This is a genomic window from Novipirellula galeiformis, assembly GCF_007860095.1.
In the GTDB taxonomy this organism is placed as follows: domain Bacteria; phylum Planctomycetota; class Planctomycetia; order Pirellulales; family Pirellulaceae; genus Novipirellula; species Novipirellula galeiformis.
In genome coordinates this window covers 61899-81662 of the sequence record NZ_SJPT01000008.1, presented here as the reverse complement: position 1 = coordinate 81662, position 19764 = coordinate 61899, and the positions used below count along the sequence as shown (strand labels likewise).

At 56.2% G+C, this 19764-nt stretch carries 20 protein-coding genes and 1 tRNA gene; 16 read left to right on the top strand and 5 right to left on the bottom strand.

All coding sequences use genetic code 11. The annotated features are described in order from the left end of the window. Positions 1–326: 326 nt before the first annotated feature. The 4 genes from Pla52o_RS19985 to Pla52o_RS19970 all read left to right on the top strand — a co-directional run bounded on the left by Pla52o_RS19985 (position 327) and on the right by Pla52o_RS19970 (position 4057). Positions 327–650, top strand: a complete 324-nt coding sequence (locus tag Pla52o_RS19985) for a calmodulin-binding protein (RefSeq protein ID WP_146596407.1) — start codon at positions 327–329, stop codon at positions 648–650. Positions 651–894: 244 nt separating this feature from the next. Then, entirely contained in the window at positions 895–2349 is a 1455-nt protein-coding gene (locus Pla52o_RS19980; protein ID WP_146596406.1) for a helix-turn-helix domain-containing protein, read from the top strand. Beyond that, complete coding sequence (locus Pla52o_RS19975) at positions 2346–2816, top strand: hypothetical protein (RefSeq protein WP_146596405.1); 471 nt, start codon at positions 2346–2348, stop codon at positions 2814–2816. Before Pla52o_RS19980 ends, Pla52o_RS19975 begins: the two co-directional genes overlap by 4 nt. Before the next feature lie 146 nt (positions 2817–2962). Next, on the top strand, positions 2963–4057 hold the full coding sequence (locus Pla52o_RS19970) for an Mrp/NBP35 family ATP-binding protein (RefSeq protein WP_146596404.1): 1095 nt from the start codon (positions 2963–2965) through the stop codon (positions 4055–4057). Between the two features lie 235 nt (positions 4058–4292). On the opposite strand, the gene Pla52o_RS19965 is transcribed toward Pla52o_RS19970, so the two are convergent. The 4 genes from Pla52o_RS19965 to Pla52o_RS19950 all read right to left on the bottom strand — a co-directional run bounded on the left by Pla52o_RS19965 (position 4293) and on the right by Pla52o_RS19950 (position 7994). Then, the gene (locus tag Pla52o_RS19965; RefSeq protein ID WP_197169382.1) at positions 4293–4598 is read right to left on the bottom strand and encodes a hypothetical protein; all 306 of its coding nucleotides are present in this window, start codon (positions 4596–4598) and stop codon (positions 4293–4295) included. A 433-nt stretch (positions 4599–5031) separates the two neighbouring features. Next, positions 5032–5844, bottom strand: a complete 813-nt coding sequence (locus Pla52o_RS19960; RefSeq protein WP_146596403.1) for a site-2 protease family protein — start codon at positions 5842–5844, stop codon at positions 5032–5034. A 222-nt stretch (positions 5845–6066) separates the two neighbouring features. Beyond that, positions 6067–6945 (bottom strand): hypothetical protein, encoded by an 879-nt coding sequence (locus tag Pla52o_RS19955; protein WP_146596402.1) that lies wholly within the window; start codon positions 6943–6945, stop codon positions 6067–6069. A gap of 125 nt (positions 6946–7070) precedes the next feature. Next, a complete protein-coding gene (locus Pla52o_RS19950; RefSeq protein WP_146596401.1) occupies positions 7071–7994 on the bottom strand; it encodes a ZIP family metal transporter in 924 nt (307 codons plus the stop codon). A 362-nt stretch (positions 7995–8356) separates the two neighbouring features. Between Pla52o_RS19950 and Pla52o_RS19945 the strand changes: the two genes are divergently transcribed. The 9 genes from Pla52o_RS19945 (at position 8357) to Pla52o_RS19905 (ending at position 14756) form a co-directional block, all read left to right on the top strand. Beyond that, on the top strand, positions 8357–8698 hold the full coding sequence (locus Pla52o_RS19945; protein WP_146596400.1) for a hypothetical protein: 342 nt from the start codon (positions 8357–8359) through the stop codon (positions 8696–8698). Between the two features lie 349 nt (positions 8699–9047). After that, a complete protein-coding gene (locus tag Pla52o_RS19940) occupies positions 9048–10292 on the top strand; it encodes an RNA polymerase sigma factor (protein WP_146596399.1) in 1245 nt (414 codons plus the stop codon). Positions 10293–10927: 635 nt separating this feature from the next. After that, complete coding sequence (locus Pla52o_RS19935; RefSeq protein ID WP_146596398.1) at positions 10928–11326, top strand: YciI family protein; 399 nt, start codon at positions 10928–10930, stop codon at positions 11324–11326. 254 nt (positions 11327–11580) lie between these two features. Continuing rightward, positions 11581–12054 (top strand): DUF1579 domain-containing protein, encoded by a 474-nt coding sequence (locus Pla52o_RS19930; protein ID WP_146596397.1) that lies wholly within the window; start codon positions 11581–11583, stop codon positions 12052–12054. Positions 12055–12118: 64 nt separating this feature from the next. Further along, positions 12119–12964, top strand: coding sequence for a YciI family protein (locus Pla52o_RS19925; protein ID WP_146596396.1), 846 nt, complete (start codon positions 12119–12121; stop codon positions 12962–12964). Between the two features lie 114 nt (positions 12965–13078). Then, positions 13079–13486, top strand: coding sequence for a DoxX family protein (locus tag Pla52o_RS19920; protein ID WP_146596395.1), 408 nt, complete (start codon positions 13079–13081; stop codon positions 13484–13486). After that, positions 13483–13851 carry a YciI family protein gene (locus Pla52o_RS19915; RefSeq protein WP_146596394.1) on the top strand — a complete coding sequence of 123 codons (369 nt, stop codon included), beginning with the start codon at positions 13483–13485 and terminating at the stop codon, positions 13849–13851. Before Pla52o_RS19920 ends, Pla52o_RS19915 begins: the two co-directional genes overlap by 4 nt. Before the next feature lie 44 nt (positions 13852–13895). After that, positions 13896–14273, top strand: coding sequence for a VOC family protein (locus Pla52o_RS19910; RefSeq protein WP_146596393.1), 378 nt, complete (start codon positions 13896–13898; stop codon positions 14271–14273). 9 nt (positions 14274–14282) lie between these two features. After that, entirely contained in the window at positions 14283–14756 is a 474-nt protein-coding gene (locus Pla52o_RS19905; protein ID WP_146596392.1) for a VOC family protein, read from the top strand. Positions 14757–15021: 265 nt separating this feature from the next. Here Pla52o_RS19905 and Pla52o_RS19900 read toward each other — a convergent pair. Further along, positions 15022–15096 (bottom strand) — tRNA-Pro (locus Pla52o_RS19900). Positions 15097–15481: 385 nt separating this feature from the next. On the opposite strand from Pla52o_RS19900, the gene pheT reads away from it, so the two are divergent. The 3 genes from pheT to Pla52o_RS19885 all read left to right on the top strand — a co-directional run bounded on the left by pheT (position 15482) and on the right by Pla52o_RS19885 (position 19664). Further along, positions 15482–17494 carry a phenylalanine--tRNA ligase subunit beta gene (pheT, locus tag Pla52o_RS19895; RefSeq protein ID WP_146596391.1) on the top strand — a complete coding sequence of 671 codons (2013 nt, stop codon included), beginning with the start codon at positions 15482–15484 and terminating at the stop codon, positions 17492–17494. 355 nt (positions 17495–17849) lie between these two features. Further along, positions 17850–19103, top strand: a complete 1254-nt coding sequence (locus Pla52o_RS19890; RefSeq protein ID WP_146596390.1) for a serine hydroxymethyltransferase — start codon at positions 17850–17852, stop codon at positions 19101–19103. Between the two features lie 96 nt (positions 19104–19199). Further along, complete coding sequence (locus Pla52o_RS19885; protein WP_146596389.1) at positions 19200–19664, top strand: response regulator; 465 nt, start codon at positions 19200–19202, stop codon at positions 19662–19664. Positions 19665–19764 lie beyond the last annotated feature (100 nt).

Genomic DNA, 19764 nt, shown 5'->3' with positions numbered 1-19764 from the left:
TGAACCAAGTTGAAAGGACAAACCAAGGGACGACAAACCAAGGGACGCAGCCCCCCATTGATCGTGCTCCTAGTATAGCAACCAGTATAGCAACGTCATCAAGGGAATCATGGCGAACACCCAATCATAGGTGCAGGCGAGGGGAACCGAGAAGTCGAGGGTGGGGGTGAGCCATCATCGTGACACATTTCCGCTTTAAAATCGCAGACCAAAACGACTCAACCGATGATACCAGATGTGCCGATAGTGACGGTACGCACGTTTGCGAGATACCACACGGGCCATTTTGGCCTTCCACTTGTCGCCCCTCAGAGGGAGAGCCTCGGATGCTCCGCCATTTATTGTTTGCCGCTGTCTTGTTTGGCAGTTGTTTTGCGTTGGCCGATTCGGCCTCGGCCGACCAACGCGCTTATGGTCAAAATTGGGGCGGGCAAGCGGGTGCCCGTGATTGGAACCGGTTCTATCACTACCCCTACGTCTATTACCCGCAAAACTTTTACAGCCAAGAATACTTCCAAAGCAGCGATAGCCTGTACCATCGTTATCCCCAGGAAATGCGGATTCCGGTGTACAACAAGAAGTGGCACAACTATTACCCCAGCAGTCGCCGCTTTCACCAAGGCCATCACTTTATCCTCGACGTGTTCTAGGACGAAGCAACCCTGCTTCGAGGGCGAAGCACTCCTAACGCTAGCACTCAGCTGCTGAGAGCCAACCAGGGCCCTCGATTGCGATCGTCCCCAGGCTCCTGCGTTGCGTCTCTCAACCGACACGCGACTCGGCAGGCGGGGAACCCCCCGCAATCTGTTGGGACAGCGTTCGCGGCGCAATGGCGGCCTGAGGGGCTCCCATTTAAGCGTCTGCGGGGTTTCAAGTCGCGAGCACACCGAATCCATGACCGCAGGAACAAAGATCCGCAACTTGATGCGTCTACTGGACGCGTCCGATGCACCGTTTTGGGCGATCGACCCTAAGGGCAAACTCATTTACCTGTCGGCTGCGACAGCGAAATGGCTGGGGATCGACGGAGCCCACCTGCTGCAGCGTCGTGCGATCGCAGGGAGCCCGCTCTCAAACGATCCCCTCGATCTGCTCGCCGCGACGCTCTCGCCCCCTCCGGGGCTCGATCGGCGCGGCACCGCTTCGCTGCGTGTCCAGCCCGCGGGCGATGCCAATCGTCGCATCGCCCCCATCGACGTTCGCTTCGTCCGCGTGGGACAAGGCGAGTCGGGGCTAACGATTGCGATCGGTGGACAGTTTAGTGACCGCGTGGCCGACGAGGAACTTGCCGACGCGGCCGCGGTGCGGCAACAACTCGATGCATGGCGAAAACGCCACGCGGGCATCGCCACCATCGCCACGGCTGGCGTTTCCTCCTCGGCGAAACGTCTGCGAGCCAGAATTCAGGTCGCATCCTCGGTGCGCACTCACATCGGACTGTTTGGCCCCACGGGGTGTCATTCGGAGTCCATCGCGATGCGCATCCACCAACAATCGGCGCCGCGCGAAGCGATCGCGATCGTCGACGGCCCCTTGATGGACCCTGAACTACTCGATGCGTCGATCGTACCGGTCGTCAATCAACTCGCAAGCTCGCCGGAAGCCCAGGCGACGGTCTTGGTACGTGGGTTGGATGAGATGCCGCTGGATGCTCAGCGACATCTGGTTCACCTGCTGCTCTCGCACAGTGGCCGTCTGCGGTTGCTCGGTCTTGGCAGCGACGCGTCGTGCATTGATACCAACGCGATCTCGAGCACGAGCACCAGCAACGATGCAAACGTTAGCGAGCGGGCCAAGCCACCCGTCGACGCGGCCCTGGCCGATCTACTCGCTTCGCTAACCGTCACCATCGATCCCCTTTCCTCTCGCAGCGAAGACATCCCACTGCTAGCAGCCGCGGTCGTCGATGCACGTCATGCCGCAGGCGAAGGGGTGGGTGAACGACTAAGTCGCGCGGCGCTTGACGCGTTGGTCATCTATCCTTGGCCGAACAATTTCGAAGAACTCGATGCCGCGATGCGGCACGCGGTGCGAAGTGCGACGCGAGACGCGATTGGCCCCGAAAATTTCCCTCTGGCGATACGCTCATTCCGTCCCGGTGATGTCGCACAACGTCGCAAGGTGCAAAGTGTTTCGTTGGACGAAATGCTTGAGTCGTTTGAATTGAAGATGATCCATAGCGCGTTGGAGGCGAGCGACGGCAACCGCGCCGCGGCGGCCCGCTTGCTTGGTATCACACGCTCGCGATTGCTACGCCGAATCGAGTCGGTCACAAGCGATCCGAAGCACGCCCAGCCGACAACCACCGCTAAGAAGCCTGCCTCGCCTGCGGATCGCGAGCAGACATGAAAGCGATCGCCAATGAATTGCTTGAGTCCTCCGACGACGTGACCTGGCTCGTTTGCGAGCAGGGCAACCGCTGGGCCGACGCTGCGCGTCGCTTCGCTGCCGAGGGGCTGGCGGAGCCATGGGTTCCCGTCGTGATTTCCTGCGACGCGGAAGAGCTTCCCAACCTGCTTTCTGGCCGACTTGCCGGCCGTCACCCCAAGCGGACGTTTCGCAGACGCCCCCCCGTGATCGTACTCTGGGAACTTGCCCCCAAATCGATTGCGGCGAAGTGCCGCATCATCACCGAGACCCGCTGGGCGTTCCCGGAGGTCATTCAATTGGCCGGCATCACCCGGATTCCGAGCTCGTTGCACCCCGCGATCTCCGAGTTCGGTATCGCCATCCAATTACGCAATCCTGAATCGCTACAAAACGTCGCCGCCCGAATCAATCGGCGTTGTTTCGCAGCGCCGACGCGTCGGGACTGATTCGGCTACCGACTTGCCATGGCGGTGCATTGCGGTCAACCTTTCTGGTTCGAATCCATCGTGCGGGCGACTGGCCCGATTTTTTTCACAACGCGGGCGAGTCGCCTGTGCAACGCAACCCCTCAACTTTCTTTGAATCGATATCCATGTCCGCTTTGAATCCTGACTCTGTTCGCGCTGCGATTGAATCGTTTCCTGATCCTGAAACTGGACGTCCGATTGGCTCGATGGGGCAAATCAAGGACGTCCAAGTCGAAGGCCACTCCGCCACCGTGACGTTGGCGCTGACGTCCCACTCTCAACCGATCGCGGAGGAGGTGGCCGAAGCCATCGAAGCCAAGATCGTCGCTGCAGTGCCAGGAACTCAAGCGAAGGTCGAGGTCATCGAGCACGTGCGGCCTCCCGCACGCCTCGGCCAAGTCGGTCTACGCGTCAAAAGCGTGATCGCAGTAGGCAGCGGCAAAGGGGGGGTCGGCAAGAGCACCGTGGCAGCTTCGATCGCATTGATGTTGCGACAACTCGGCAGCAAGGTCGGATTGATGGACGCCGACGTGTACGGCCCTAGCGTTCCGCACCTGCTGGGATTGTCCGGTCGCCCCGCCGTGAACTCCGACAAGAAGATCGAGCCAATCATGCTAAGCGATGACAGCGGTCGTCCGCCGATGCCGGTGATGTCGATGGGCTTCCTTGTCGAGCCCGACCAAGCGGTGATTTGGCGTGGTCCGATGTTACACGGATCGATCAACCAATTTTTAGGCGACACCCATTGGGGCGAACTCGACTACCTCGTGATCGACATGCCCCCCGGAACCGGTGACATCGCATTGACGCTTTCGCAAGCGCTGCCGCTTGCGGGCAGCGTGGTGGTATGCACCCCACAAGAAGTCGCTTTGCTCGATGCGATCAAGGCGATCAGCATGTTTCGCAAGGTCAACATTCCGATCTTGGGGATGGTTGAGAACATGAGCGGATTCACGTGCCCGGACTGTGGCAAGACCTACGACATCTTTGGACGCGGTGGAGCGCGAGCGAAGGCCGAGGAGCTGGGGATTGCATTCCTCGGTGCATTGCCGATCGACATTGAACTGCGGACCGCGGGAGACGAAGGGCGGTTGGCAACCGCGCTTTGCGAAAATGATCGCGCTCGAAAGCCGTTCGAAACGACGGCGAAAGCACTCGTCCGCGCCCTCGCATCGAAGGCCGCCGCAAACCCACCGAAACCCAGTTTGCCAACGCTGTAGGCACGCTCTGCGATCATCCAATCGCGGGTGCGAACGCAATCGCGAGTGCGAATCGTGCCCGCGATCGGCGATGCTCCGCCCTTGGGTTGGTCTCGCTTGCGATCAACGCGAAGCTGCCATATTGGCATTGAGTTGTCACTTACGGCATAAAAAAAAGCCGCGTCAGAGCATAAACTCCGACGCGGCTTTTTGAACTCCGTTGCCACTCAGTCGAGTGAAGGAAGCCCCTCAAAGACTAGCGACGCTTCTTAGCGGCTTTCTTCTTGGTTACTTTCTTCTTGGTTACCTTTTTCTTGGTGACCTTCTTCTTGGTAGCTTTCTTAGCCGCTGGTGCTTTCTTCGCAGGAGCCTTCTTAGCGGCCTTCTTCTTGGTTACCTTTTTCTTGGTTACCTTCTTCTTGGTTGCCTTCTTAGCGGCCGGTGCTTTCTTAGCAGGAGCCTTCTTAGCGACCTTTTTCTTGGTTGCTGCTTTCTTGGTAACAGGCTTCTTGGTTACAGCCTTCTTCGTTACTTTTTTCTTCGTTGCTTTTTTCTTGGCCACGTTCTTCCTCCGCGAGAAAGGGCACGTTGGTGAGTCCTTGTGACTTTATTAGAACCGCGTTCTAAAAGTCACCGGCCACGGCTCACCAATCGTGATTGGAAGTTGAATCTCAGAGCGTTGATGATCCACATCAATGATGCCCTTGCTTTCAACCGTTTAGAAACTGCGCGTAACTGTACGCGCTTCTCAGAATTCCGCAACATCTTTTTCATGAAAAATGCGCTTGCAGAGAAAGTTTTTTTTGTTACGTGACGTCGCTGCGCGATCGATTTGCTGATCTCGATTTGATCAACGGACATCAAAAATCGCAGCGTCCATCTTCACGACGCGTCGACGAAGCGATGCGTCGTGGATTGAAATCGAAGTTCGCTTTTGCGCGGACCACCGCTGCCACGCATGCGGTGCATTTGAACTTCAAAATCGATCATGGTTTTTATCGCCAACGTCCAGTCTGTTGCAACATTTGGTAATTGCTAAACGCTAACGACAAAAACAAGATGCCCATAAACGTTTGACGATGGTTAAACGCATACAGCGTCAACAACCCCGCAGCAAAAACGCTGATCCAAAGCGCTTGTTCGCGACGTCCACCATTGAGTAGCACAAGCGAGTTCATGATCCGTCCGCCATCGAGTGGCCAAACAGGAACCAAATTCAAAAGCGCCCACAAAACACTAGGAAAAGTGTAGAACAACACCAACGCATACAAGCCGGAACTGGTGATCGGATCGCCCTCCATCACCCCCGGAATCTTGGTCAAACCCAAGGGCACCACGCTGTCGATCCAGGCCAGGGCTTCGACTCGAAATCCCGACACCACGAAGACGCCGACTAACAACATTGCCGAGACGATTTGGGCCAGAGGACCAGCCAAAGCCACCCATAAATCTTGCTTCTCGTTTAGCTGTCCCGACCCGCGACCGGTACCAAACGTCGAGCTCGGAATCGCTAGCCCACCGAAGTGATAAAGCACAATCGAAGACTGAATACCGAACTGACGAAAGGCAAACGCATGCCCCAATTCATGGATCAAAATCGAGACCAACATGCATAGCGCCCACAAGATTAGCAGCGCCAATTTTCCTGGACTGCCGTCTCCGGATGCAATGAATCGGTCATCGACGGCGCGGACCAAATAAAATCCAAAAATTAAAGCTCCGAGCCAAAACGACCAAGCAATTCGGACCCGAAATCCAAACAATTCGAAGTGCAGGTCGTAATCGGAAACGGGGGGATCTTGAAGCATTGCAGGCGTGCGTGGGGGTTGAGAGAGCGTGAATGGAGTACAGCGATGCGGTAGTCTAACCTTTTGCGAAGCACAGGTCGCCGAGGGAACAGGGCGAGTCTGCGACACCGCACCACAACAAGACACGCCACGACACAACCGGACAACTCCCCGCGATTGACTCGAGGTGATTGACTCCCCGCGATCAAATTCGGACTTGATCCGCTCGCAGTACCGCGTTCATCACGACGGGGGTGGAACCGGTTCCTCAGGACTCACCTCGTCGGGTCGCGGCGCGGCTAACCGGAGCCCCATTTTCTCGAGACTTGGTAGATGACGTTCCCAATCGATCCGATGCGGTTGACCGACGGGAATTTCATCCTGATTCAACCCTAGCGACAACATCCGCACACGATCGTGACGGACCTGTTTGTCGACGAGCGGCATCTCATGATCTTGCCCGCGATCTGCCTCTTGGATCGCCATCTGCTGCTCGAGCTGCCACTCACACGCGATCCGGTGCAATGCCACGACCCGAAACCAATGCCACGGTTTTTCAACCAAGACGTTGGTTTGGCACCATTGCCAATCCAAGAATCGCTCCAAATCGGCAGGCCGAATCAGAAAGCAGCGAACGCACTTCTTACGCACCACTTGGCGATCTTCACAGGTCATCGCAAACAACCAAGCCTCGCGTTTGAACGGCGTCGATGCCAACAAGCCGGCGAGATGCCCGACCGCATCGTTCAGCAGCTCAAACCCAAGCGTTCCTTGCGTTTGCAATATTGGATTCTCGAGCGTCGTTTGGTCTGCAATTTCCTTCAGCACCTCACGCACGGCGATGTTGTCATACAAATCATTCAGCGTGGTTTTCGGCGCCACGTTGCGAAACAACAGCACGAATTGATCGTCGTTGCCGGCGGAGGGAAACAGACAATGCATCTGAAAGATAAAGTCATCTGAATCGCCCGATTGCATCCGCTGAATTGCATTGAGCCGACGCCGAAACAACAAAAACCAACTGGCGGCAAAACCGGTCAAAAAGCCCAATGCCTTGCCAATCAACTCGGGAACAAGTCGCTCCCATTGCAATGTCGCCAACCAATCGATGATCGTTTGCACGCGTCAATCCTTGCCGTGAAAGGGAAGCAGAACCACCAGAGACTGCGGTGCTTCCGCGGTGGCGTTCTGAGTAGGGGGCGAATCGTGCTGCGAGCGCGCTGCGTTTCCCGGGTGAATCGCCCGCGCTAGGGAGTCTCGCTTGCCATTTCCAACGTCACCGCATCCACAACCGGTGGGGTGACGGTGTGGCTATGCCCAGGCAGACTTTCGATCCCCACGGCCAAGGCAATGCCGATCAGCAGCGCCGAGGTCAACTTTAAACGATCATGATCATGGAACGCCACTTCCGGCAGCAAGTCCGATAGCGAAATACAGATAAAGAAGCCCGCTGAGATCGCCAACCCCCACCCCAACAGCGTTCCGTCAGCGGACAGGTAGTTCACACCAATGTAAAACAAAATCGCACCGATGGGGCACGCCAACGAGAACGTCAAATTGACCAAGCTTTGCTGAGTCGATGTCCAGCCTCCCTTTCGCATCACCGATGTGATCGCAAAGGCATCGAGCGGCTTATGCAACACGACGGCCAAGAACGTCCCCAGCCCCGCCAGTCCCAACCACGGATTGTGGTGGGATTCTGCGGTCACACTCGCCGCGAGCGCCACGCCGTCCATCAGCGTGTGCAAGCCCAGCCCGAGCAACATTCCCAGCCAACCAATGTCTCGGGATGGCTTGTGGCTATGAGTATGTTTGTGGCCATGATCATGGTCGTGATCGTGATCGTGGCTATGGTCGTGGCCAGCCCCGCTCGCTTCGCCACTGGAGGTTTCAATGGCCCCATGAGCGTGCGTATTGAACGCGCGTAGCAGAATGAACATGGCAACGATCCCCCCCAACGCAGCTCCACCGGCCAACGGCGCCGAGTGCATCAGTTGAAACGCATGTGGCAACATGTGCAGCATCGCAATGCCCAGCATCAATCCGGCCACGAAACTCATCAGCAATTGAGTTCGCAAATGGGTCATCCGAATGATCGCAGGCAACCATCCCCCCGTGACGGATCCGGCAATGATCAAAATACAATAGACCGCCAATAAAGAGCCCGTCATGGATGGTTAACTTGCCGTCAAAAGTTGCACGCGGAAGGAGAGAATGAGCCTAAAGCGTACGCTTTTGCACTCCTCTCGCAAGGCTCGATGCTCGACGCAGGAGCGTAAATGTTTAGCGGAATCGGTCCAGCAACGCCCTACTGAGGGGATGCGGAACGGCGTGGGGATCGCAACGGTCGTCATTCGCGCCGTGAAAACGGCGTCCGTCTCATCATTTGCTGGATCGAGGGCCACGGCTTGAACGATGGCGACGAAGAAAAATGTCAGCAGTCATGAACGAAAAATTCTCGCAACCCTTCACGCCCTTCGGCCATGAACAGGGTTCCTAATCCCCAATCTTGCCTTGAATCGTTATCCGAACGATGGCAACGCTCGATGGCAACGCTCGATGGCAACGCTCGATGGCAACGCTCGGCCATCTCGATTGCTTCCGGACGCAGGAGAGCCGCGACAGCGGGGCAACCTCGGCGTCAATGAGGCGGTCGCCATCGGTTTGTGTTGACAACACGAGCGACCAGACGATTAACGACTCGGAAATTAACGACTCGAATATTCAGCGATTGAGACTCACTGCCACAGGCAACGTTGGCGTGGTTCCCCCCATCGAAGTGCCCGAAATGCCGGCGACGGTCACCGCGCATCGCCCCGCCTCGACGCAAACCCCGACTCGACGCAAACCCGGCCTCGCGAATCTTGATGATTAAGAGTAAGAGTAGGATTAAGATTAGGAGCAACCGTTCATGGCCGAAGGCGATCTGACCATTTCGTTTCAAGCTCTCTCGGCCTCACACGCTCTCGGCCTCACACGGCCCGTCAATTTTCGTCGAGTGGGCTAGGGGCGAAAGTAGAGTCTCGCAACGGATTAAGACGTTGGATGTCACCATGGCGTCCATCCCCCAACCCCTTCAGTGTTCTTGAAAAGGCGGAACTTGTGGAGCGTCGTCGTCATCAACAGCGCCGACCTTGTCGTCGGAACGCAGCACGGCTCGACGACGCTTCGAGCTGGACGGAACGGACGCTTCGAACGGGATTGAACCAAGCGGGAGCGTCTCGATGAGCAATCTCCCTGAACTTGTTGAGCAGGTTTATCGCAGCCAGTCTCGCCAGGTGTTTGCGACGCTGATTCGCTTGCTCGGTGATTTTGACCTTGCCGAAGAAGTCTTGCACGAGGCATTCGCCGCCGCGATGAAGCAGTGGCCGGTCGAAGGGGTACCCGACAATCCACGCACGTGGCTGATTTCGACCGGGCGTTTCCATGCGATCGACATCATGCGGCGAAGGAGCCGATTGACCGAACTGCGGCCAGAAGTTGTGGCTCGATTTGAGGAAATTGAACAAGCCAACGAGAGCCGGGCGGCCCTTGAGATCGAAGACGACACCCTGCGATTGATTTTCACCTGCTGTCACCCCGCGATTGCCCCGAAAGTCCAGGTTCCGTTGACGCTGAGAGAGGTCTGCGGGATGACGACCGAAGAAATCGCGAGTGCGTTTCTCACCAATCCATCGACCATGGCGCAGCGAATTGTACGCGGCAAGTCGAAAATTCGTTGCGCCGGAATTCCTTATGTGATTCCGTCGAAACAGGACATGCCCGACCGATTGGACGCTGTGCTTTCGGTGATCTACCTCGTCTTCAATGAAGGATATTCGGCTTCATCGGGTGACTCATTGATCAGAACCCATCTCTCCGATGAAGCGATAAGACTTGCTCGGCTCGTCCTTGAATTACTGGCCGCCGAAGAGGTGATGGGCATTTTATCGCTGATGCTACTGCACGAATCTCGTCGTTCAGCCCGCCTTACGCCCGATGGCGATATTGTCTTGCTAGTGGATCAAGACCGGTCACTCTGGGATCGGCAACTGATTGCCGAGGGAAAGCAACTCATCGATCGAGCCATGGCAACGGGCTCGGTCGGCACTTACACCATCCAGGCCGCTATTTCAGCTGCACATGCTGACGCCGAGTCAGCCGAGGCAACCGACTGGGGCTACATTGTCCAACTGTACGATGCGTTGCTTCACACAACCCCGTCTCCCGTCGTTGAACTCAATCGGGCGGCAGCGATCGCCATGCATGATGGCCCTTCCGCCGGATTGGAAATCATTGACGACATTATTCAACGGGGCGAGTTGCCGAGCTACCACCTCATCCATGCGGCACGAGGCGAACTGCTGAACCGCTTAGGCCGATTCACCGATGCGAAAGCGGCCTTCGAGCTTGCCTTGATGTTGGCAAAGCAGGAGCCGGAACGACGGTTCCTGGCAAAGAAAATCGTGACGCTCAATTCGACTTCATGACGCCCGCCAGTCATGAAAATGACCAGCCACCTTGTTCCCTTCAGCCACCTTGTTCCCCTCAGCCACCCTGCTCCCTTCACTGCCCCTTTTGATTCTCACGGCACATTCGGCACGTTGGTTGTGAATCGGCGAGCCCCGAAGGGAGGGCTCGTCACACATGGGCGCGGTCCTCAGCTGCATTTCGCTGGGCGAAACGCCTTTCGTTGGGTAAATCGACTTTGGATGGGTGAACCGAGCAGCCATTCGTTTCGAGTATCCGAAGGACTGGAGGGGGATGAGCCTTTGCCTCATGATTCCCACCTACCGCGTTCATGATCCCAGCACGCCGCGACAGAAGGGGGGGGGACGCCGACTCAGGGAGGGGACGCCGACTCAGGCTCCGAATGCTCAAACAGCAAACGGCTCCGCATCGGACCGAGAGCCACTCTGGCAACCGCCAGATCGTCAATCACCCTCAGGTCAAACATGAAAGGCAATCGATCGTTGGCTACCGAAGGCGGGTACGACCGCATTTCAGAGGCTTTCTTATTTTTTTTGGGAAGCATGTCGATTTTGGTCCCCGCCGATCGACTAAGACATAAACGCCAACGAATCGCACGATGCTTGTGCTTCAACCCAACCCCGGAGACCAAGACATGAAATTTGTATGCATGGGATTTATTGAAGAGTCAAAGTGGGAATCGCTATCCGAACAGGAGTGCACGCGAATGATGGAGGAGTGCTTTGCTTACGACGATGAACTGCGTCGCGGCGGGCATTTTCTCGGCGGCGAAGCACTGCAATCGGCTCGCAACGCGGTGACCTTACGAATCAAGAACGATTCGGTCGACGTGACCGATGGTCCGTACGCAGAAACCAAGGAAATGCTCGGCGGTATCTTGCTGTTGGAAGCCCGCGACTTGAATCATGCGATCGCACTGATGTCGAATCATCCGGGGGTGAAGATGGGACCGTTTGAAATCCGACCGGCGGACGAACAAACCAATGAACTGATCGCGGCGTGCACGCAGAAATTCAAAAAATCCGAACCGTAGTGGGGCGGCGCTACCTGGGCGGCGCTACCTGGATGGGTCTGCGAGCGGTTTGCACACGACTTCAATCGCGTGAGGCGTTGCTGCGATCGTTTGCCTCTCAATCTTCCTCAGCATCATCTTCCTCGGCATCCGAGATGCTTAAATCACTCAGAGACACACTCAGCAACGCAAGCCAGTATCGAAATGCCGTTTGCGGACGCCCCACGCTGTCCATCAACGGCTACTCCATTTTAGAAAAAGGATAAAAAACAACCATGTTCGCTAAACCACAGCACGAACACCAATGGCTCGACCCACTGATCGGCCAGTGGAAGATTGAGCACGAATGCCAAGAGCCCGATGGCAAGATTTCAACCACATTGGGTGTGATGAATTGCCGGTCGCTCGGCGGAATGTGGCTGATCTGTGAGAGTAGCGGCGAATCGTCGGAAGCCGAATTGTGGTCCTCGATCATGACACTCGGTTACGACCCCCAACGGAAGCAATATGTCGGCACGTTTGTCGGTTCCATGATGACCAACATCTGGCATTACCAGGGCGTTGTTGACGAATCGGGAAAACGACTACCACTCGAATCCGAAGGCCCGGCGTTCGACGGCAGCGGTCGTTGCAAGTATCGCGACACCATCGAAATCCTCGACAACGAAAATTGGTTGTTTACCAGCGAGTTGCAAGCTGACGATGGAAAATGGAGACAATTCATGGCTGGCAAACACACTCGCACCTAACCAATTGACGCGGCTTCCAAAAAACAATTGCAACCGATTGGATACCAAAACAAGGAAACGAAAAATGAAGGTCATGGTCATCATCAAAGCGACGAAGCGTTCCGAAGCGGGTGAATTGCCCAGCGAGGAATTGCTTACCGCAATGGGCCAATTCAATGAGGAACTGGTCAAAGCTGGCGTCATGAAAGCCGGCGAAGGACTCAAGCCAAGCTCAGAAGCCAAACGAGTTCGCTTTCATGGCAACGATCGAACCGTGACCGATGGGCCTTTCGCGGAAACGAAGGAACTGATCGCCGGTTTCTGGCTGTGGGAAGTCGCCTCAATCGAGGCAGCGGTGGAATGGGTCAAACGCTGCCCCAATCCCATGCTCGAAGACTCCGACATCGACATCCGTCCGCTGTACGAGATGGAGGACTTTGCCGAGAACGACCCCCAAGGCGAGATCCGCGATCAAGAAGCCTCCTTGTTGCAAAAGATGTCGCTGCAAGAAGCTTCGGTTCAACCGTACTTGTTCTTTGGCGGTCGTTGTGAAGAGGCTCTGGCATTCTACGAGCAGGCGCTCGGCGCGAGCGTCGTCATGAAAATGCGTTTCAACGAAAGTCCCGATCCAGTGCCTGATGGCATGTTGCAAGCTGGATTCGAGAACAGGATCATGCACTCGTCGTTTACCATCGGGAAGATGACGATCATGGCGTCAGATGGTTGCGACGACAACTCAAAGCTCGATGGTTTTCGCTTGGCGTTGTCAGTTCCAAGCGAAACCGCCGCCGATTCCGCATTTGACGCACTCGCCGCAGGCGGCCACGTCGACATGCCGCTCATGAAGACTTTCTGGTCGCCGCGGTATGGAATGGTAACCGACAAATTTGGCGTCGGATGGATGGTGATGGTCCCCGCAGAGCAACCCTGACGCACACGGACAATTGACGTCCGAAGCAACGCGGTGCAATTCGACTTGCATCCCATCACAAGCACGTGCGTTTGAATTCAATCAACCAAATCCAACGAAGAAACGGGAGAAGAAATGACAGGCGGATCAAAGAAATTGAGAATGATTGGATGGGGGCTGAGCGTTTTAATCGCCCTCTTCCTGATCGGGGCTAGCGCAATGGGCAAAGTCACTCAGTGGGAGGGCAAAGCTGAAATGTTCGCCAACATGGGCTGGACGGAAGAGGTGATGTTCAAGATCGGCATTGTCGAAGCTGCGATTTCGATTCTGTTTCTCGTTCCACGGACATCATTCGTTGCCGCGATCCTGATCGCGGCTTACATGGGCGGTGCCACAGCAACGCATGTTCGTGTCGGCGAGCCATTTTTTATTCCGATCATCATGGGGGTTGTCGTGTGGGTCGCACTCGGACTGCGTAATCCCGACGTATTTCGGCTCGCGGCTGGGAAGCAACAATCAAATTCTCCGGAGAACGAACAATGAAATACATGCTACTGATCTACGGCACGGAAAGCGGCTGGACGGAAGACGAACGTACCGAGTGCATGATCGAGTCGATGAGCATTTGCGAGGAACTTGAAAAGCAAGGCAAGTGGATCGCTTCGGCGCCGCTTCATTCGGTAATGACCGCCACCAGTGTTCGCGTTCGCGATGGCAACCGGATGATCACGGACGGTCCTTTTGCAGAGACAACCGAACAACTTGGCGGCTACTACATCATCGACGTCGACAACCTCGACGAAGCGATCGCGATCGCTGCGCGGTTGCCGCCCGCGAAGAAAGGCACGGTTGAAATCAGACCTCTGTTTCCGTTGCCGGACCTAAATAACGAGCGCCAAAACCATTAGGTTTCATCGGGCTTTAAGACGACACAAACAATTGGAGCAATCTCATGAATCACAATCCCGTCGGTTGGTTTGAAATCTACGTTCAAGACCTGGACCGCGCCAGGCAATTTTATGAAACGGTGCTGGGCATTGAATTGACCCGCTTGGATTCGCCCACCAAGGACATCGAAATGCTGGCCTTTCCCATGGACATGGAAGCCAGCGGAGCCTCCGGTGCGCTATGCAAGATGGACGGATTCGCACCGAACGGCAACGGCACCCTGATTTACTTTTCATCCGCTGATTGTGACATCGAAGCTTCACGCGTCGAAGCCGCGGGTGGCAAAATCGGCAAGCCCAAGAGTTCGATCGGCCCATACGGATTTATCGCATTGGCAACCGATACCGAAGGCAACACGTTCGGCATTCATTCGCTTACTTAGGAGCCCTCAGTGCAAATCCAACAAAGAATTACGCCGTTCCTGTCTTACTTCGATCGCGCCGAAGAGGCGGCGACGTTTTACGTCTCAGCATTGCCCAATTCGAAGATGGTACGGACGGTCAAAAACCCAGAGCACGGTTCCGTGCTGACAGTAGAATTTGAACTCTGCGGCATGCACTTCGTTGCCCTCAACGCGGGGCAAGATTGGAAATTCACGGATGCGTTTTCATTGGCCGTATGGTGCGATACTCAAGACGAAATCGACACGCTGTGGGGCAACCTTACCGCGGACGGCGGCTCCGAAACCGCTTGCGGTTGGCTAAAAGACAAGTTCGGGATGTCATGGCAAATCGTTCCGGCACCGCTGCAACAATGGCTGGCCAGCGACAATCCAGCAGCGTTGCAGCGAATGCTTGAATCGCTTTGGACGATGAAAAAATTGGACATTGCCGAATTGCAGCAAGCTTTCGACGGTCGAGACTAGGACCTCAAGGTGGAAACCAAGGAACCTGGGTCAGGTCATTTTCGAATGGACGTTCCGAAACGGGATCACGCCATTTGCCAAATGGCTGCCAGCGCTCCGCCGAGTCTAAAAATGGGGGCGAGACCTCCGGTTTCCGTTGCCTCCATGAAACCAGCAGGGACAACGCTCTAGTTCAGCGCTAAATGGAATTCCCCCCGAGTTTAATACACTAACGAAAAAACGCCGTAAACCTTTATTAAACAAAGACTTACGGCGTTTTAAATAGTCGGGCCGACTGGATTTGAACCAGCGATCTCCACACCCCCAGTGTGGCGCGATATCCAGGCTTCGCTACGGCCCGTGATTCGTCGTTAACGCCCCCTCGACGGCGGGGAAGACAAGTGTCTTTCCCTTCGCGTTCGGGACGTTTGAATCAACGTTCTGAAGATGCTAATCCAATACGCTCGTTCTCGCTAGCCCGGATTGTTGCGGAAGTTGGTTGTGAAATTTTCCCTGATTCCAGGCTCGGTGCGGAGCGGCACAGGTCGCCCGGTCAAAATTAAACGTTTTGCTCGCTGCGACCGGACGGCTTGCCCCGCTCTGCTAACCGGAGGGTTTCGAAATCGCACCGAAACGGTGTTCCGGACAGGAAAACGAGACGATCGGTTTTGCGAAATCGTCCCATTGGATAACCTATTGCCTGTCTCGTTCGCTCGCGTTCACCCTGTTACCCCACTGCTACCACGATGCTCGTTTCTTGGAATTGGCTCTCCCGCTACCTCGATCTGCCGATGAGCCACGAAGAATTGGCTCTCCGCCTGAGTTTGTCAGGGCTGAACCACGAAGAAACCACCACCGTCGACGGTGACGTCGTGATCGATCTGGAAGTGACCAGCAACCGTGGCGATTGTCTGGGACATCTCGGCGTCGCCCGAGAAATTGGTGTGCTGTACGACTTGAACGTCAAAACGCCTGAAATTGAGCTCAGCGAATCGGGGCCGAAAATCGAATCGCTGTTGAGCGTCGAAAACCAATACACCGAAGCTTGCCCTCGCTACACCGCCCGAGTCATCCAAGGGATCAAGGTCGGACCAAGTCCCGAGTGGATGGCCAACGCCCTCAAGGCGGTCGGCATCGGTGTGGTCAACAACGTCGTCGACGCCACGAACTACGTGATGATGGAGTGCGGCCAGCCGCTGCATGCCTTCGATTACAGCAAAATCGCGGAGCAGAAAGTCGTGGTCCGCCAAGCGGCGAAAAAGGAAACGATCGAAGCGATCGATCATCGCAACTACGAACTCGACGAAGCGATGTGCGTGATCGCGGACGCCAAGTCAGCTCAAGCGGTCGCCGGCGTGATGGGCGGTGCGGTTTCGGAAGTCGATGACGCGACGAGCGACGTCGTGATCGAAGCTGCGGTTTTCACACCGCTACTGGTCCGCCGTGCGGCTCGTAAATTGAAATTGCAAAGCCCATCGTCCTACCGCTTCGAACGCCGCGTCGATCCCGTCGGCGTCGATTGGGCGAGCCGCCGAGTTTGTCAATTGATCCTAGAAACCGCAGGGGGCCAATTGGCTCAGGGCGTTATCGACACTGCGCCGGAGATCACGCCGAACGCGCCCGTCACGTTGCGACTGAGCCAAGTCGAACGCGTGCTAGGGATCAAGATCGATCGTGAAGAGATCGAGCGGATTCTGGTGAAATTGGGCTGCCAGCACGATAGTGGTAGCGACACGTATGTGCCGCCGTCGTGGCGACATGACTTGGGACGCGAGGCCGATTTGATCGAAGAAGTGGCGCGGATCCATGGTTACGAGAACATCCCCGAAGATGCTCCGATCCCCGTCGCACCGAGCAGCAAACGAGACTTTGATGTCGCGATGGAACGCGTTCGCTTGGTGATGACCAGCGCGGGGTACTCCGAAGCGATGACGCCGAGCATCGTGACCAACAAGCTTGACGAATCGCTCAGCCCGTGGACGGAATTGGCAGCGTTGAAAACCGAAACGGCGATGCTAAAGGGAGCTCGCACACTCCGCCGCTCGTTGATCCCCAGCCTGCTCGAAGGGCGTGCGAACAACTGGGCTTCGGCCAGCATTCACGCGGACTTGTTCGAGATCGCGCACATCTACTTGCCACAAAAAAGCAACGAAGCGTTGCCGAGCGAGCAATACTCGTTGGCTATGGTTTCGGGTTGCGACTACTTGGAAATGAAAGGAGCGATCGAAACGCTGTGCCAACGCATGGGCATCGCCGATGCCGTGCAAGTCAAAGCGATCGAGCGAAGCGGATTTGCCAAGGGCGCCGTGGTCGAGGTCAGCTGTGGCACGCGGATGGTGGGCTACCTCGGGATCGTCGATCCAAAGGTGCTGAAGTCGTGGAAGTTACCGGCACCGGTCGTTGCCGCCGAATTTTCGCTACCGACTCTGCTGCAGGCTGCCTCGCTCGTTCCTCAACAACAGAGCGTCAGCATGTTCCCGTCGGTCGAACGCGATTTGAACTTTGTGGTTGCCGAATCGGTCCGCTGGAGCGAGTTGGAACGAGTCGTCCGGGCGGCGGTGGGCGATGAGCTGGCGGGCGTTCGCTACTGTGAAACGTATCGCGACGAGGCCAAAGACGGCAAGGATCGCAAACGCGTCTTGATGTCGGTGTCATTGCAATTGCACGACGGCACGCTCAGTGGTGAACAAGCGGACCAATTGATTGGCCAAGTCATCGGGGCGTGCAAAAAAGAACTGGCCGCCGAACTGCTGTCGTAGACAGCTCCGGCGCACGGTTTGGCGCACATGGACTTCACCTCCCCGCTGGGGAGGTCTGAGTTGGCGATAGCCGGCTCTGGGTGAGGCACCGTGGTGTTAGGGTGCAACGTGCCAGGCTCAGCGCCACCAAGCTCAGCGCCACCAACCCTCCCCGGCCGCTAACGCGGCCGCCCCTCCCTAAAGGGAGAGTGTTTTCAGCATTGCACAGGCAAAAAACGCCTGGGATTTCCGTTTTTGCACTAATTCCCTGCTTTTCCCGACATTGACGCTTTGCGTTCTGCGGTCGACAATCGTGGCCGCCGTGGTGCGAAGATCGCAAGCTCACTTCTATCCTTCTCCCCCCCTAAAAAAACTCATGAATTGGCTGCAGCAGCAAGACCCTGAAATCTGGGAAACCATCCAAGCCGAAGCCACCCGCCAACAGGACGGGTTGGAGATGATCGCGAGCGAAAACTACACCAGCCTGGCAATTATGCAGGCTGCGGGCAGCGTTTTGACGAACAAATACGCGGAAGGCTACCCCGGACGCCGCTATTACGGTGGTTGCGAGCATGTCGATGTGACCGAATCGCTGGCGATCGAACGAGCCAAAAAGCTGTTCGGCGCCGAGGAAGCGAACGTTCAACCGCACGCTGGATCGCAAGCCAATACCGCGGTCTACCTTTCCTGCTTAGAGCCCGGCGACTCGGTTCTCGGATTGGACCTAGCTCAGGGCGGCCACCTGACTCACGGCATGAAGCTGAATATCAGCGGCCGGCTCTACAATTTCCACAGCTACGGGGTGGATGCAAAAAACCACCGCCTCGACTTTGATCAAATCGCCAAACTGGCTCGCGAGCACAAACCCAAGCTGATCGTTGCCGGAGCGAGTGCGTATCCCCGCGAGATCCCTCACGATCGTTTCGCAGAAATCGCGAACGATGTCGGTGCCAAATTGATGGTCGACATGGCTCATTACGCTGGCCTGGTCGCCTCGGGGCAACACAACAGCCCGGTGCCGTACGCCGACTATGTCACCACAACGACGCACAAAACGCTGCGTGGCCCACGCAGTGGCTTGATCCTTTGCAAGAAAGAACACTTGAAGCTGGTCAACCGCAATGTCTTCCCGGGCACCCAAGGCGGCCCGCTGATGCACATGGTCGCGGCCAAAGCGGTCTGTTTCGCCGAAGCGATGACACCGGCGTTTCAAGAGTACGGCAAATCCTTGGTGGTGAACGCCAAAGCATTGGCCGAGACCTTGATGGCTGCGGGATTGCCGTTGGTCAGCGGCGGCACCGACAACCACTTGATGTTGGTCGATGTGACCGCGGTTGGATTGGGCGGCAAGAAAGCCGAAGCGGTTCTCGAAGCATGCGGCATCACCGTCAACATGAACATGATTCCGTTTGACCAGCGTAAGCCGATGGACCCCTCGGGCATTCGCATCGGCACCCCCGCGTTAACGACTCGCGGAATGGGAACCGATGAAATGAAGCGAATCGGGGGCTGGATCCATCAAGCGTTGTCGAATTCGGACGATGCATCGATGCATCAATCGATTCGCAACGAGATCCGCGAACTTTGCAAGAGCTTTCCCGTTCCTGCAGGCGACCACGCCACCGCCTAGTGCGGATCAAGCACGCAATCGGCAATTCTATCCGTGGCAACCCAACGACGGGTTGTCACACTTCTCTCGAACATCGTCCACGATTCTGAAAACGCCATGCACCGCATTCTGATTGCTGATGACAACATTGCGAACCGAGAACTGCTCGAGGCTTACTTGATTGGCGTCGACTGTGACACGGAAACCTCCGTCGATGGTCAAGACACGCTGGATAAGATCGAGTCGTTTGAGCCGGACCTAGTCCTGCTCGACGTGATGATGCCGAAGCTCAGTGGCTTTGAGGTCTGTAAGCAGGTCAAAGACAATCCGGCGACAAGCCGGGTGATGATATTGATGGTCACGGCGCTGAACGAACTCGGTGACATCGAGCGTGCGGTTGCCGCAGGCACGGACGACTTCCTCAGCAAACCAGTCAACAAAGTCGAACTCGTCAAGCGAGTCGAGAACATGTTGAAGTTGAAGGGAACCGAGGACGAGCTAGAGCGATTGCGTCGCTATATCCAAGAGATGGAAGACGGCAACGACCAGATCAAGCCGTTGGATTCATCGGACGACGCATAAGCGACGAAGTTGCGAGTTTTTTACAACCCGACGCGTCAACGAGGGACCGAATCAAGATTCGGTTTACATCGAATCATTCCTGCCTAGTTGCTTAGGCAGG